This is a genomic window from Janthinobacterium sp. FT14W (assembly GCF_009208755.1).
Classification (GTDB): domain Bacteria; phylum Pseudomonadota; class Gammaproteobacteria; order Burkholderiales; family Burkholderiaceae_D; genus Janthinobacterium; species Janthinobacterium violaceinigrum.
This window is the reverse complement of sequence record NZ_WFLL01000033.1, coordinates 52,801-66,577: the sequence shown is the minus strand read 5'-3', so window position 1 is coordinate 66,577 and position 13,777 is coordinate 52,801. Positions and strand designations below refer to the sequence as shown.

At 63.3% G+C, this 13,777-nt stretch carries 10 protein-coding genes; 4 read left to right on the top strand and 6 right to left on the bottom strand.

Translation table 11 applies throughout. From position 1 onward, the window contains the following. Positions 1-673 (top strand): tetratricopeptide repeat protein (locus GCN74_RS20430; protein WP_193317175.1); only part of this gene is annotated, 673 nt, incomplete at its 5' end. 72 nt (positions 674-745) lie between these two features. Here the strand turns inward: GCN74_RS20430 and GCN74_RS20425 are convergent. The 4 genes from GCN74_RS20425 to GCN74_RS20410 form a co-directional block, all read right to left on the bottom strand. Next, a complete protein-coding gene (locus tag GCN74_RS20425; protein WP_152258365.1) occupies positions 746-1,396 on the bottom strand; it encodes an FABP family protein in 651 nt (216 codons plus the stop codon). A gap of 77 nt (positions 1,397-1,473) precedes the next feature. Further along, positions 1,474-1,998: a hypothetical protein gene (locus GCN74_RS20420; protein ID WP_152258364.1), complete on the bottom strand. Its 525-nt coding sequence runs from the start codon at positions 1,996-1,998 to the stop codon at positions 1,474-1,476. A 2-nt stretch (positions 1,999-2,000) separates the two neighbouring features. Continuing rightward, complete coding sequence (gene map, locus GCN74_RS20415; RefSeq protein WP_092795458.1) at positions 2,001-2,804, bottom strand: type I methionyl aminopeptidase; 804 nt, start codon at positions 2,802-2,804, stop codon at positions 2,001-2,003. 14 nt (positions 2,805-2,818) lie between these two features. Further along, positions 2,819-3,418 carry a TetR/AcrR family transcriptional regulator gene (locus GCN74_RS20410; protein WP_152258363.1) on the bottom strand — a complete coding sequence of 200 codons (600 nt, stop codon included), beginning with the start codon at positions 3,416-3,418 and terminating at the stop codon, positions 2,819-2,821. A 99-nt stretch (positions 3,419-3,517) separates the two neighbouring features. On the opposite strand from GCN74_RS20410, the gene GCN74_RS20405 reads away from it, so the two are divergent. Continuing rightward, complete coding sequence (locus GCN74_RS20405) at positions 3,518-5,065, top strand: AMP nucleosidase (protein WP_152258362.1); 1,548 nt, start codon at positions 3,518-3,520, stop codon at positions 5,063-5,065. A gap of 434 nt (positions 5,066-5,499) precedes the next feature. Continuing rightward, on the top strand, positions 5,500-8,025 hold the full coding sequence (locus GCN74_RS20400; RefSeq protein ID WP_152258361.1) for a TonB-dependent receptor: 2,526 nt from the start codon (positions 5,500-5,502) through the stop codon (positions 8,023-8,025). Between the two features lie 136 nt (positions 8,026-8,161). Here the strand turns inward: GCN74_RS20400 and GCN74_RS20395 are convergent, their stop codons facing one another. Beyond that, the gene (locus GCN74_RS20395; RefSeq protein ID WP_152258360.1) at positions 8,162-8,632 is read right to left on the bottom strand and encodes a DUF1854 domain-containing protein; all 471 of its coding nucleotides are present in this window, start codon (positions 8,630-8,632) and stop codon (positions 8,162-8,164) included. Positions 8,633-8,634: 2 nt separating this feature from the next. Continuing rightward, positions 8,635-10,917, bottom strand: a complete 2,283-nt coding sequence (locus GCN74_RS20390; protein ID WP_226939134.1) for an ABC transporter ATP-binding protein — start codon at positions 10,915-10,917, stop codon at positions 8,635-8,637. A 511-nt stretch (positions 10,918-11,428) separates the two neighbouring features. Between GCN74_RS20390 and cphA the strand changes: the two genes are divergently transcribed. Further along, complete coding sequence (cphA, locus tag GCN74_RS20385) at positions 11,429-13,606, top strand: cyanophycin synthetase (protein WP_152258359.1); 2,178 nt, start codon at positions 11,429-11,431, stop codon at positions 13,604-13,606. The last annotated feature ends 171 nt before the right edge of the window (positions 13,607-13,777 follow it).

Sequence of the window (13,777 nt, the reverse complement as noted above, 5' to 3'; positions counted from 1 at the left end):
TGCTGCGCCGCCGCAGGCCGCCATGGCGTCGGCGCCCGTGACGCCCCATGCGCCGGCCGCCGTGCCGCCGGACGCGAGCAGCGCCAAAGCCGTCAAGCTGTATGAAAATGGCGACAAGGTACAGGCGCTGGCCATGCTGGAAAGCCTGGTCGGCAAGGGCGACGCCGGCGCGTATGGCCTGTATGGCTGGATGCTGCTGATGGGCGAAGGCCAGGGCGGCCCCGCCACGGCGCCCACGGCGCAGCAGCGGCAAGCGCGCCAGGCGGCCGCCAAGCCCCTGGTCGGCAAGGGCCTGGTGAAGGGCGACAGCTACGCGCTGGCGGCGAAAGGCGTGATGCTGGCCGAAGGCTGGCAGGAGCCGCGCAACATGGCGCGCGGCCTGGACCTGCTGAAACAGGCCGCGAACAAGGGCAATGCGCAAGCCATGCACTTATTGGGCCTGTACAACGTGCGCGGCTACCAGATCCCCGTCAACCACAAGGAAGCGCGCAAATGGTTCACCCTGGCCGCCGACAAGGGCAGCGCGGGCGACATCTACAACCTGGGACTGATGGACTGGGAAGGCGCGGGCTTGAAACGCCCGGACCGCGCCAGCGCCATGCAGCGCTGGAAGATCGCCGCCGCCATGGGCGAGGAGCGCGCGGTCAAGGCCGTCGCGCAGGGACAGCCTTGATCGCTACCTGAGACAAACTCGATTTTTCAGGCGCCCCGGCGAAACGGCGGCCAGGGCCGCCGCCGCTGGTCGTTACGCCGCCGCGGCCGCCAGCGCCTGCAGCGCCATCGGATTCGGCGTCGGCTCGCCCACCTTCGTCAGCAGGTTGCGGTCCGTGTGGTGGAACGGTTCGTCCTTGCCGCGGATCAGCATGACCGTGTCCTCGTCATAGCCCCAGGTGCCGTCCGCGTGGATATCGACCTTGATGCGGTACTCGACGGTGGTGAACGCATGTTCGAGGAAGGGGTTCGAGCAGATGCCGTAGGCCGTCGAATCGCGCTTGGCCACCAGCTCGAAACTGGTGGCGTCCGCCGTCGCCGTGCCGGACGCCATGGCGATCTGGCCGCGCGGGATGGCCAGGGTCTGGATCACGGCGCCCGTGGCCGGCTCCCACAGCCAGTAGCCCACCTGCTCATGATACGTTTTGACCTGATCCGGCTTGGTGATGTGGATGTAGTAGCGCAAGCCGTAGAACAGCTGCGGGCCGTTGGTGACGGGGTCGATCGGCTGCAGCTCGATGCGCTCGACAAACGCCTGCTTGCGCGGGCCGTCCGCTTTCGGCTTGACGTCCAGGCCCCGCGTGCCCGTCCAGATGCCGGCCATGCCGGTCAGGGGGCCCAGGTTGTTCAGGGTGTGCACGTCGGCGGACGGCTCGGTGTAGATATCGTCGGGAAAATCGCTCATGCGGAAGTCTTCAAAATGGGGCAACAGTGCTTGCCCCTATTGTAAGACCTGGGCTGACGCCGGCAAAGCGCCGGACCTCAGGGAAACTGCGTAATGTGGCGCTCGATGTACGCCAGCGCCGCCAGCGCCAGCGCTGGGCGCTGCGCCTCGAACACGGCTTCGTCGCGCACCTGCAGCAGGTTGGCGCCGGCATCAGGCAGCTGCAGCTCGCCGGCGAGCAGCGCCGCCACCGCCGCCACATTCGCATGCAGGGCGCTGTCGAAGCCTTCCCAGTCCACATAGGCCAGCCACTCGGCCAGGGTCACCGCGCAGGCGACGGGCGGCGCCAGGGCCGCGATGCGCTCGAGGCGCAGCACGCTGTCGCTGCGGATATCCTCATGCTGCAGCACGGCCAGCGCCACGTGCTGCAGCGCGTCTTCCGGATCGCGCCCGTGCTTGATCAGCAGGCGTTGCGTGAGCGTGTAGCGCTCGGCGTCGATGCCGCGCAAGGCGGCCGCCACCTCGTATGCGTGCAGCGCCAGGTGGCGCGCCGCGCATGCCGCATCCACGCCCGCTTTCGCGGCGACGATATCGGTGAGCTGCTGCCGGCGCGCCGCATCCATGGCTAGACCAGCGGGTCCGGCAAGCCGGTCAGGGTGAAGATTTCAAAGCCCGTTTCCGTCACGGCCAGCGAGTGTTCGAACTGCGCCGACAGCGAGCGGTCTTTCGTCACCGTGGTCCATTTGTCCGGCAAGACCTTGACCTGGTAGCTGCCCACGTTGAGCATCGGTTCAATCGTAAAAATCATGCCCGGCTCCAGCACGATGCCCGTGCCGGCGCGGCCGTAGTGCAGCACCTGCGGCGTGTCGTGGAAGACCTGGCCCACGCCGTGGCCGCAGAAATCGCGCACGGAGGAAAAGCCCTGCGCCTTGGCCACCGCCTCGATGGCGGCGCCCACGTCGCCCAGGGTGGCGCCCGGGCGCACGGTGTGGATGCCGGCCATCATGGCGTCATACGCCGTGTTGACGAGGCGGTTGGCCAGGATGGACACGGCGCCCACCTTGAAGGTGCGGCTGGTGTCGCCGAACCAGCCGTTGAACTTCGGCGTCACGTCGATGTTGAGGATGTCGCCCACTTTCAGGATCTTGGTCTCCGACGGAATACCGTGCGTGACCACGTGGTTGACGGAGATGCAGCTGGCGTGCTTGTAGCCGTGGTAATCGATGGTGCCGGGGATGGCGCCGGCGGCGCGCATGAACTCTTCGCACAGGGCGTCGAGCTTGGCCGTCGAGACACCGGGTTTGACGAAGGGCGTGATGTAGTCGAGCGTGTCGGCGGCGATGCGGCCGGCCGCGCGCATGCCGATGAAACCTTCTTCGTCGTGCAGGGGGATTTTCTTGCCGTGTTCAAGCTGGGTGGAATAGCGCATGGTTTTCTTTTTGGTTAGTGTGATGTGGCGTGGGCAGCCCAGCCGCGCACGGCGTCGTGCGCGGCGCGCAGCATGGCGTCGACGCTGGCCGGTATCGGCCGCTCCTGGGTCAGGTAAGGCTTGACGACGGCCACGGGAGCGTCGATCAGCACGAATTTGAGCAGCATGTGATCGAGGTCCGGCTCCGTGGCGGCAGGCATGGCTTCGGCGCAGCGCACGAAGCAGGCGTCGAGCGCCGCCTGCTCCTCTTCCACGGCAGCGGCCAGCTCCTCGCTGAGGCCACCGTTGAAATCGGGACTGTCCGCGCATTGCAGCAGGAAGCGCGCGTACACGGGCTTGCGCCGGCACCAGTCCAGCAAGCCGTGCACGCCGGCCCAGGTATCGCCGCCCAGCCAGCGGCTGGCCACCTCCTCGCGGAAATCGCTTTTCACGCGCAGCCAGGCGCGCGCCAGGATGGCGTTGCGCGAATCGAAGCGGTGATACACGGAGCCGATGGGCGCACCGGCCTTGACGGCGATGGCGGCCATCGACACGGCGGCCACGCCGCACTGGGCGGCGACGGCGATCGCGCTGTCGATGAAGTTGTTTTCGTTGAATTTGGCTAGTCTGACCATTCAAATAGAATACAGATTCTATTTGAATCCGTCAAGCGCCTGGGCACGCCTCCTGGCGGGCGCAACAAGAGCCGACAGAAGAAGCGGCGCTGCCTTACAATGGTACGCACGACACCTCCAAGGAGAATCCGCTTGCTTACGCCCCCCTTCATCGCCTCCTCCCGCTTCGACGATCCGCGCCTGGCATTGGAACAAGTGCAAGCCATCTACCGCGGCAGCATCGAACACTTGCGCGATGCGCTGCAGCGCTTTGTCGCCGGCGAAGACATGCACGAAAGAGTGCGCGCCTGCTATCCTTTCGTGCGCATCCAGACGGACACCGTGGCGCGCGCCGACTCGCCGCTGGCCTACGGCTTTGTCGCCGGCCCCGGCGTGTTTGAAACCACCCTGACGCGTCCCGACCTGTTTGGCGACTATTATCTCGACCAGTTCACCCTGCTGCTGAAAAACCATAACAGCGGCCAGAAAGTGCTGCTGGAAGTGGGCGTGAGCGCCCAGCCCATCCCCGTGCATTTCTCGTTCGCCGAGCATGACCATATCGAAGGCAATATGGATGCGGGCCGCCGCCTGGCCATGCGCGACCTGTTCGACCTGCCCGACCTGTCGGCCATGGACGACGGCATCGCCAACGGCACGCACGAACCGGCGCACGGCGAAGCGCAGCCGCTGTCGCTGTTTACGGGGCCGCGCGTGGATTATTCCCTGCAGCGCCTGCGCCACTACAGCGGCACCTCGCCGCAGCACTTCCAGAACTTCGTCCTGTTCACCAATTACCAGTTCTATATCGACGAATTCATCCGCCTGGGCCACGCCCTGATGGACCGCGCGCCCGATGCGGCAGCGCCCTCGGACGACGACGGCTACGTGGCTTTCGTCGAACCGGGCAACGTCGTCACGCGCAGGGTCGGCCAGACGGTGGAAAGCGAGGATGCGCTGGGCGCCGCGCCGCCGCGCCTGCCGCAGATGCCCGCGTATCACCTGCTGCGCGCGGACGGCAGCGGCATCACCATGGTCAATATCGGCGTGGGCCCCGCCAACGCGAAGACCATCACCGACCATATCGCCGTGCTGCGCCCGCATGCGTGGCTGATGCTGGGCCACTGCGCGGGCTTGCGCACCACGCAAAGCCTGGGCGACTACGTGCTGGCGCATGCGTACGTGCGCGAAGACCATGTGCTCGACGAAGACTTGCCGCTGTGGGTGCCGATCCCGCCGCTGGCGGAAATCCAGCAGGCGCTGCAGACGGCCGTGGCGGAAATCACCCAGCTGACGGGGCATGATTTAAAGCACATCATGCGCACGGGGACGGTGGCCAGCACGGACAACCGCAACTGGGAACTGCTGCCGCAGCGCACGCCCGAGCGCCGTTTCAGCCAGAGCCGCGCCATCGCGCTGGACATGGAAAGCGCGACGATCGCCGCCAACGGCTTCCGCTTCCGCGTCCCCTACGGCACCCTGCTGTGCGTGAGCGACAAGCCCCTGCACGGCGAAATCAAGCTGCCCGGCATGGCCAACCATTTCTACCGCGAGCGGGTCGACCAGCATCTGCGCATCGGCATCCGCGCCGTGGAACTGCTGCGGCGCCAGGGCGTGGACCGCTTGCACAGCCGGAAATTGCGCAGCTTTGCCGAGGTGGCGTTCCAGTAACGCCAGCCATGCGCCACGCCAGCCGCCCTTGCCGGGCGGCTTTTTTTTGCCCGCCGCCCTGCGCCGGCAACGCCGTTCGCGCCACCGTATCGGACGTCCATATCGTCACAAAAAAACAACAGCTGTCTAGACAGGCACCTCGCAAACACCGAACTTTCAACGACATTTTTTCCAAATGGAAAATTTAATTTATTTAACAATTGGAATTTAACACTTTCCTGCTCGTCACAAATAAAATTCATCGCTTTCCATTCTTGGCACTGCCATATGCATGTACAAATTTCCGGCAGTTCTTGACAGCCAAGATCAAAAAATGGTCTGATGAATTGCAAATTTAATCTATTAAATTTGCAAACATGGTAATTTTGAAAAAAATTTCAAATAGCTAAATAAAACCCTAAGGAAACTAAAATTTCCTAGTTGGAGGATAGACAATGATTGAAAAGAAATTGAGCAAATCCTTGCGCATGATGTTCGCAGGCACCTTGATGATGGGTGCCGGTTTCATGCACCAGGCAGCCCAGGCACAGGAAGCCAAGGCTGGCGAGGAGAAGCTGCAGCGCGTGGTCGTGACCGGCTCCGCCATCAAGCGCGTGGATGCCGAGACCGCCGCGCCAGTGGAAATTTATAGCAAGAAGGACATCGAGCGCACGGGCGCCACCAGCGTCGCCGAACTGGTGCGCAACCTGGCCTCCATCGACATCAACGATCAGGGCGAACTGAGCGCCAGCTCCCCATCCGGCTCCGGCACCACCAACATCAAGATGCGCGGCTTGAGCGAACGCAACGTGCTGATCCTGTTGAACGGTCGTCGCCTGCCGACCAATGCGCTGGCAGACGGTTCGGGCGCGGGCGCCGCGGTCGACGTCAACGCCATCCCGCTGAGCGCGCTGGAACGCATTGAAATCCTGAAGGACGGCGGTTCGGCCATTTATGGCGCCGATGCGGTGGCCGGCGTGATGAACTTCATCACCAAAAAGAACTACCAAGGCCTGGAAGCAAAAACCAGCTATGGCCAGAGTTCGCGCTCGGATGCCAAGGAAAAGACTGCCAACCTCGTGTACGGTTTTGGCGACTATGACAACCAGGGCTTCAACGTGCTGGCCACGGTCGACGTGTTCAAGCGCGATCCGATCTACCGCAAGGACCGCGACCTGACCAGTTCGGCCGACTTCCGCCGTTTTGGCGGCCCCGATGGCCGCAGCGGCTTCCATCCTAGCGGCAATATCGCCGGCGGCGGCACCCTGGTGCCATGCCCACCAAGCGATCTGAGCGCCGGCTCCTGCCGTTTCGACGTCAACAAGACCTTGCTGACGTCGACCAATGGCGCCGACCGCGCCAGCGGCATGCTGATCGGCAGCCTGAAAATCAGCGACAGCATCCGCGCGTTTGCGGAATTTACGTACTCCGAAAGCAAGGATGACTTCGAATCCCAGGCCGCGCCGGGCAATTTCCAGGTCAACGGCAAGACTGTTGCCGGTCGCTTCATGCAAATGGGTCCGCGCAAGACCAACCGCAAGGGCACGATGACCCAGTTCTCGACGGGCCTGGAAGGCACGACGCGCGGCATCGACTGGGATGTGGCCATCGGCAAGGGCGTGAGCAAGGCCACCAACCGCGATTCGAACTACGCGCACTACGACCTGTTCAACGAAGCAATCGAGAATGGCTCGATCGATCCGACCCGCACCGACAACCCGCAGGCGGCCGTCGACAAGATCCGCCTGACGCCTACGCGCGCCGGCAAGTCGGAACTGACCTTCTTCAATGCCAAGGCTTCCGCGCCGATCATGGACCTGGCCGGCGGCGCGATGGCTTACGCCGTCGGTGTGTCGTACAACAAGGAAACGCTGAGCGACCAGCCCGACCAGAACCAGATCGATGGCGTGGTCTTCGGCAGCATCCAGCAAGCGGCCGTCAAGGCAGACCGCAATTCCAAGGGCATCTTCGGCGAACTGTCGATTCCATTCCTGAAAGACGTCGAAGCGCAAGTAGCCCTGCGCTATGACGACATCTCGAATGTCGGCAGCAAGACCAGCCCGAAACTGGCCTTGCGCTACCAGCCTCTGAACAACCTGATGTTCCGCGGCTCGTATGCGGGCAGCTACCTGGCGCCATCGCTGAAACAGATGTTCGGCGGCGTCGATGCGGGCGCCTACACGACGAACGACAAGCAAGTCTGCAATGCATTCCCTTCGATCGCGGGTAACTGCACCAACTTCTCCTACTACCAGGTCTCCGGCTCCAACAAGGACTTGAAACCGGAAACGGGCAAGACCTACAACCTGGGCATGGTGTTCTCGCCAGTGAACTCGCTGACGGTCAGCATCGACTACTTCAAGATCGACAAGAAGAACGAAATCGGCACCCTGTCGGAACTGAAGGCCATCGAGCGCGGCAACGTCGAAATCAAGAACGGCGACGCCCGCATCCTGCTGAACAACCAGAACCTGGCCACCACCGAAGTGCGCGGTTTCGATACGGACCTGCGCTACACTTCGCCGCAAACCATGTTCGGCAAATTCACGATCCGCAATGCGTCCACCATCTACACCCGCATGGAAACGCAGGATACGGAAACCGATCCGGTGCAAAGCACGCTGAAGACATTCATGAATCCGAAGTACCGCAACACGTTCACGGCCAGCCTGGAAAAAGACAATATGTCCGGCTCCCTGGTCGTCCGCACGACGGGCGACATGATCGACTCGGACTTGCGCCGCGACGAAATCAAGCCTGGCACCCGCACCATTCCTTCGCACACCGAAGTGGATCTGACGGGCCAGTACGTGGCGATGAAAAACCTGACCTTCACGGCCGGCATCAAGAACCTGTTCGACAAAATGCCGCCGTTTAGCATCATGGGCGCAGGCAACCAGTACGGCACCCTGGGCTTTGCCCAGCTGTACAACGTGCGCGGCCGCTACTTCTACATCGGCGCAGGCTACAAGTTCATGTAATCTCACGCAATTGCCGGCAGCCTGAAACGGGCTGCCGGCACTGCCCTCGAAAGCCGCATTTTTATGCGGCTTTTTTCATGTCCGGCAGGCGAAAAAAAAGCCGCTGCAGGCAGCGGCTTTCGGGCATGTCCGACGCCTACAGGAAACGATCCAAAATCTTGCGCGTCGTCTTGTCGATATTGAACATGTCGCGGATCAGGAAGTGAATGCCGTGGTTATCGGCAATCAAGAGCGACGCGGCGCCGATGCGGCGGATGTCTTCCTCGCCCTTCAGCACGAACTGCGTCTCGCCCCGGTCCGTGTCGACGTACCAGGTGCATGGCGTGGCGAAACTGCTGACGCTTTTCACGCGCGCGATTTCGGGCATGAATTCGCGCCCTTCCAGCTCTTCCTGCAGCAGGCTGCGCGCCGGCTCCGGCAAGGCGTCGACGCGGTCGATCCACGCCACTTCCTTGCCATTGCCCAGCACCAGCGAAATGCCTTCGCTGGGCGACTGGATGGGAAAGGCGCGCACGGGCGCCACGCCTTCAAAGACCTGGCCGTCCGCGTCCGTCATCACCAGCTTGCCGAAGGTGTCGCGGTGTAATGTAAAAGTTGTGCTGGCCATGCTTATTCCTTGTCATCCAGGGCGAGTTCGTTATTGCGCGCCTGTGCTTCGTAGAGGCGGAAATAGGCGCCCTCCTTCGCCATCAGCTCATCGTGGCTGCCCACTTCGACGACCTGGCCCCGGTCCAGCACCACCAGGCGGTCGGCCCGGTGCAGGGTCGACAGGCGGTGCGCGATGGCGATCGTCGTGCGGCCCTGCACCAGATTGTCCAGCGCCTTCTGGATTTCCTTCTCCGTTTCCGAGTCCACCGACGATGTCGCCTCATCCATGATCAGGATGCGCGGATCGATCAGCAGCGCGCGGGCGATCGAGATGCGCTGGCGTTCGCCGCCGGACAGGCCCTGGCCACGCTCGCCCACCATCGAATCGTAGCCTTGCGGCAGGCGCAGGATGAATTCGTGCGCATGCGCGGCGCGCGCGGCGGCGATGATGTCCTGGCGTGTCGCGTGCGGCTTGCCGTAGGCGATATTTTCCGCGATGGTGCCGAAGAACAGGAAGGGCTCCTGCAGCACCAGGCCGATGTTGCGGCGGTAGTCGGAGACGGCGAACGAGCGGATATCCACGCCGTCGAGCAAAATCGCCCCTTCCGAGACGTCGTAGAAACGGCAGATCAGGTTGACCAGGGTGCTCTTGCCCGAACCGCTGTGGCCCACCAGGCCGATCATCTCGCCCGCCTTGATGTTCAGGGTGATGCCGCGGTTGACGGCCCGGTTGCCGTAGCGGAAACCGACTTCGCGCAGGTCGATGCGGCCTTCGACCTTCTCCAGCTTGACCGGTTGCGCCGGCTCCGGCACGCTCGACACGTGGTCGAGGATGTCGAAGATGCGCTTGGCGGCGGACGCCGATTTCTGCGTCACGGAGACGATGCGGCTCATCGAGTCGAGGCGGCCATAGAAGCGCGTGCTGTAGGCGATGAAGGCGGTCAGCACGCCGACGGTGATTTCGCCGCGCGACAGCTGCCAGATGCCGAAGCACCAGATGACCAATAAACCCATCTCCGTCAGGAACGAAACGGTGGGCGAGAACAGCGACCAGACCTTGTTCAATTTGTCGTTGACGGCCAGGTTGTGCGCGTTGGCGTCGCGGAAGCGGACCGCTTCGCGTTTTTCCTGCGCAAACGCCTTGACCACGCGGATGCCGGGGATGGTATCGGCCAGCACGTTGGTCACTTCGCTCCACACGCGGTCGATCTTTTCAAAGCCCGTGCGCAAACGGTCGCGCACCAGGTGGATCATCCAGGCGATGAAGGGCAATGGCGCCAGGGTCATGATGGCCAGCCACGGGTTCATCGACCACAGGATGACGCCCGTCATGATGATCATCAGCACGTCGGACGCGAAATCGAGCAGATGCAGCGAGAGGAAGACGCAGATGCGGTCGCTGCCGCTGCCGATGCGCGCCATCAGGTCGCCCGTGCGCTTGCCGCCGAAAAATTCCAGCGACAGTTTCATCAGGTGTTCATACGTGGCCGAGCGCAGGTCGGCGCCCATGCGTTCGGACACGAGGGCCAGCACATAGGTCTTGCCCCAGCCCAGCAGCCAGGCCAGCAGGGCCGACCCCAGCAAACCGCTCATGTAGTACACCACCAGCCATGGGTCGATATGCTTGCCGTTCTGATATGGAATCAGCACATTGTCCATCAGCGGCGCCGTCAGGTACGGGGGAATCATGTGCGCGGCAGTGCTCAGCAGCATCAGCAGGAAGCCCAGGGCCAGCTGGCCACGGTAGGGATGGGCGAAGCGCCACAGGCGGAACAGGGTCCAGGTCGATGGCGGCGTGTGCAGCACCTTGGCGCAGATCGGGCATTCTTCCTGCTCCGGCTCCAGCGGGGCCTTGCAGCTGGGACACACTTCCTGCTCCGCTTCCAGCACGGGCTGGCCCGTCAGGTGGCTGTCGAGGCGTTCGACGAATTGCTCCAGCACGCGGATCGCGTGCAGGTTCTGGCCCAAAGTAAAACGCCACGACGCCAGGCGGCCGTGGTCGTCGAACAGTTCCAGGTGCCCCACGCCCGCATGGTCGTGGTGCGTGAGGCGCAGTCCAGGGCGGAAAGACCAGCTTTTCCAGGCCGTATCGCCCGGGGAACGGGCCAGCAAACGCTTCTCGGTGACAACTATTATGCCTTTTGTGAAACGTAATCGCGCATCGAGGTCAACCTCAACGCTACTTAAAACGTTCTCCCCTGGAGAAAGGTTGCTCTCCACTTCCACCTGCCAGGTTTCTGGCACGGTCGCCGGCAGCGAGGTGAGGGGAATAGTTGTTGCAGGAACACTCAGTTCAGTTGTCATCGTAAAGCATACTCCGGCTCGAGGCCAAGCCCTTCAGGGCGGGATTTGGGGGATGGGGCAGACGCCCGATCAATGTTTGTGTACTGCGCGATGCGAGGTAGATGCACCAGTGGCAATTTCCTGTATTGTATCGAATGGATGCCTGCCGGTAAGGAATGATGGCCAAACGGCGCAAAAAAATAAGCGTCCGTCGCAGCAAGTGCCAGGCAGGCGCGGCGCTTTTGCAACGGGGGCCCGGTACATGGGCAAGTATACAACAGCCCGCTGTTGCGCAAATGCTCCAGCTTTAAGCAGAGTCGGTATCTTTATAACAAGTAAGGCAACAATTAGTAACAATTAGAATGACAACACCAGCAGAATACGAGAAGCAAACGCGACAAGAGACCGCTAAAAGTGGCACACTGCGCATACCCGGGATAAAGAACCAAGCACGAGCCTGAAAAGACTCTGTAGAGCCAACATAAAGTATCTGGCGCCCAGACGCCTGGCTTGTTATCAAGAAACCACTTACATGATCAAGAAGAAGAACATCGAATTTGCCCGCGTCACCCACTTGCGCGGCCCCAACATCTGGACTTACCGCCCGGTGATTGAAGCCTGGGTCGACATCGGCGAACTGGAAGATTACCCATCGAACACCCTGCCCGGCCTGTATGAGCGCCTGGTGGCGTGGCTGCCCGGCATGATCGAGCACCGCTGCGGCGTAGGCGAACGGGGCGGCTTTTTCGAGCGCCTGCGCGAAGGCACGTGGTCGGCCCACATCCTCGAGCACGTGGTGCTGGAACTGCAAAACCTGGCAGGCATGCGCACGGGCTTCGGCCAGACGCGCTCGACCAGCCAGCGCGGCGTCTACAAGATGGCCTTCCGCACGCGGGAAGAACAGGTCGGCCGCGCCGCCCTGGCCGCCGCGCGCGAACTGCTGATGGCCGCCATCAACGATGAAGCCTACGACCTGGAAGCGGCCCTGGCGCCCCTGCGCGACATGGTCGACGCGCGCTGCCTGGGCCCGAGCACGGCCAGCATCGTCGATGCCGCCACCGAGCGCCGCATCCCTTCCCTGCGCCTGAACGACGGCAACCTGGTGCAACTGGGCCATGGCGCCGCGCAGCGCCGCATCTGGACGGCCGAAACGGACCGCACCAGCGCGATTGCCGAAGGCATCGCCAGCGACAAGGACCTGACCAAGTTCCTGCTCAAGTCGTGCGGCGTGCGCGTGCCCGAAGGCAGCCTGGTGCGCAGCGCCGAAGCGGCCTGGGAAGAAGCGCAGGACATCGGCGTGCCCGTCGTCGTCAAGCCGTATGACGGCAACCATGGCCGCGGCGTGTCGCTGAACCTGGTGACGGAAAGCGACGTCAAGGCAGCCTACGAACTGGCCGCGCGCAAGGGCGACAGCTCGGCCGTGCTGGTGGAAAGCTTCATCACGGGCGACGAGCACCGCCTGCTCGTGGTCGGCAACAAGCTGATCGCGGCCGCCAAGGGCGAGTCGCTGTGGGTCGACGGCGACGGCGTCTCCACCGTGCTGGAACTGGTGAACGCGCAGATCAATACCGACCCGCGCCGCGGCGAAGGCGAAGACTTCCCGCTGGGCACCGTCAAGCCGCACGAATCGGGCGAGATCGTGCTCGAACTGCAGCGCCAGGGCATGACCGCCCTGTCCGTGCCGCAGGCGGGCCAGAAAGTGCTGATCCAGCCGAACGGCAACGTGGCCATCGACGTCACGGACGACGTGCATCCATCCGTCGCGCATGCGGCCCTGCTGGCCGCCAGGGTCGTTGGCCTGGATATCGCCGGCATCGACCTGGTGACGAAGGACATCACGCGCCCGCTGGAAGAGCAGCGCGGCGCCATCATCGAAGTCAATGCCAGCCCCGGCCTGCTGGCGCACATCAAGCCTGGCGTGGGCCAGCCCCGCCCTGTCGGCGCGGCCATCGTCGACCACCTGTTCGCGCCCGAGGAAACGGGCCGCATTCCGCTGATCGGCGTGACGGGCACGCGCGGCGCCAGCCTGATCGTGCGCATGCTGTGCAAGCTGCTCAATTTGTCGGGCCTGCACACGGGCGCCGTCTGCAGCGAAGGCATGTATCTGGACCAGCGCCGCGTCGTCAGCAGCGATTGCGTGAACTGGGATGCGGGCCAGCGCCTGCTGCTCAACCGCACCGTGCAGACGGCCCTGTTCGAGAGCAATCCGCGCATGATCCTGGCCGAAGGCCTGGCCTACGACAAATGCCAGATCGGCGTCGTCACGGACATGGGCGGCCTCGATAGCGTCAAGGAGTTCGACGTGCTGGACGAAGCGGGCCTGTACAAGGCCGTGCGCAGCCAGGTCGACGTGGTGGTGCCGACGGGCGTGGCCGTGCTGAACGCCGCCAACGCGCACGTGCTGGAACTGGCCGAACTGTGCGACGGCAGCGTGACGCTGTACGCGCAGGATGGCAGCCTGGCCGCCATCGCGGAACAGCTGTCGAAAGGCCAGCGCGCCGTATTCGTGCGCGGCAACCACATCGTGCTGGCCGAAGGCGGCATCGAGACGGTCCTGCTGTGCCTGGACCTGCTGAAACCGGCCACGGCCGGCAATGTCGACAGCGTGCTGGCCGTGGCGGCCGCCGCCTGGGCCCTGAACCTGCCCGTCGATCTGATTTGCGCCGGCCTGCGCACCTTCGACGCGGCCCCCGGCTGCATCGGGAACTGAAAACCAGAGACGTCAAACCAAACCTACTGCGCGTCGCGATTTGCGGCCTCCGATGCTCACTGTGCATCCGCACAGCTCCGCTTCCCGGCCACAAATCCCATCCGCTCGCTACGGTTTAATTTGACGTAAAAGCCCGGCTTCGGCCGGGCCCACAAGAACACAACAGGATTA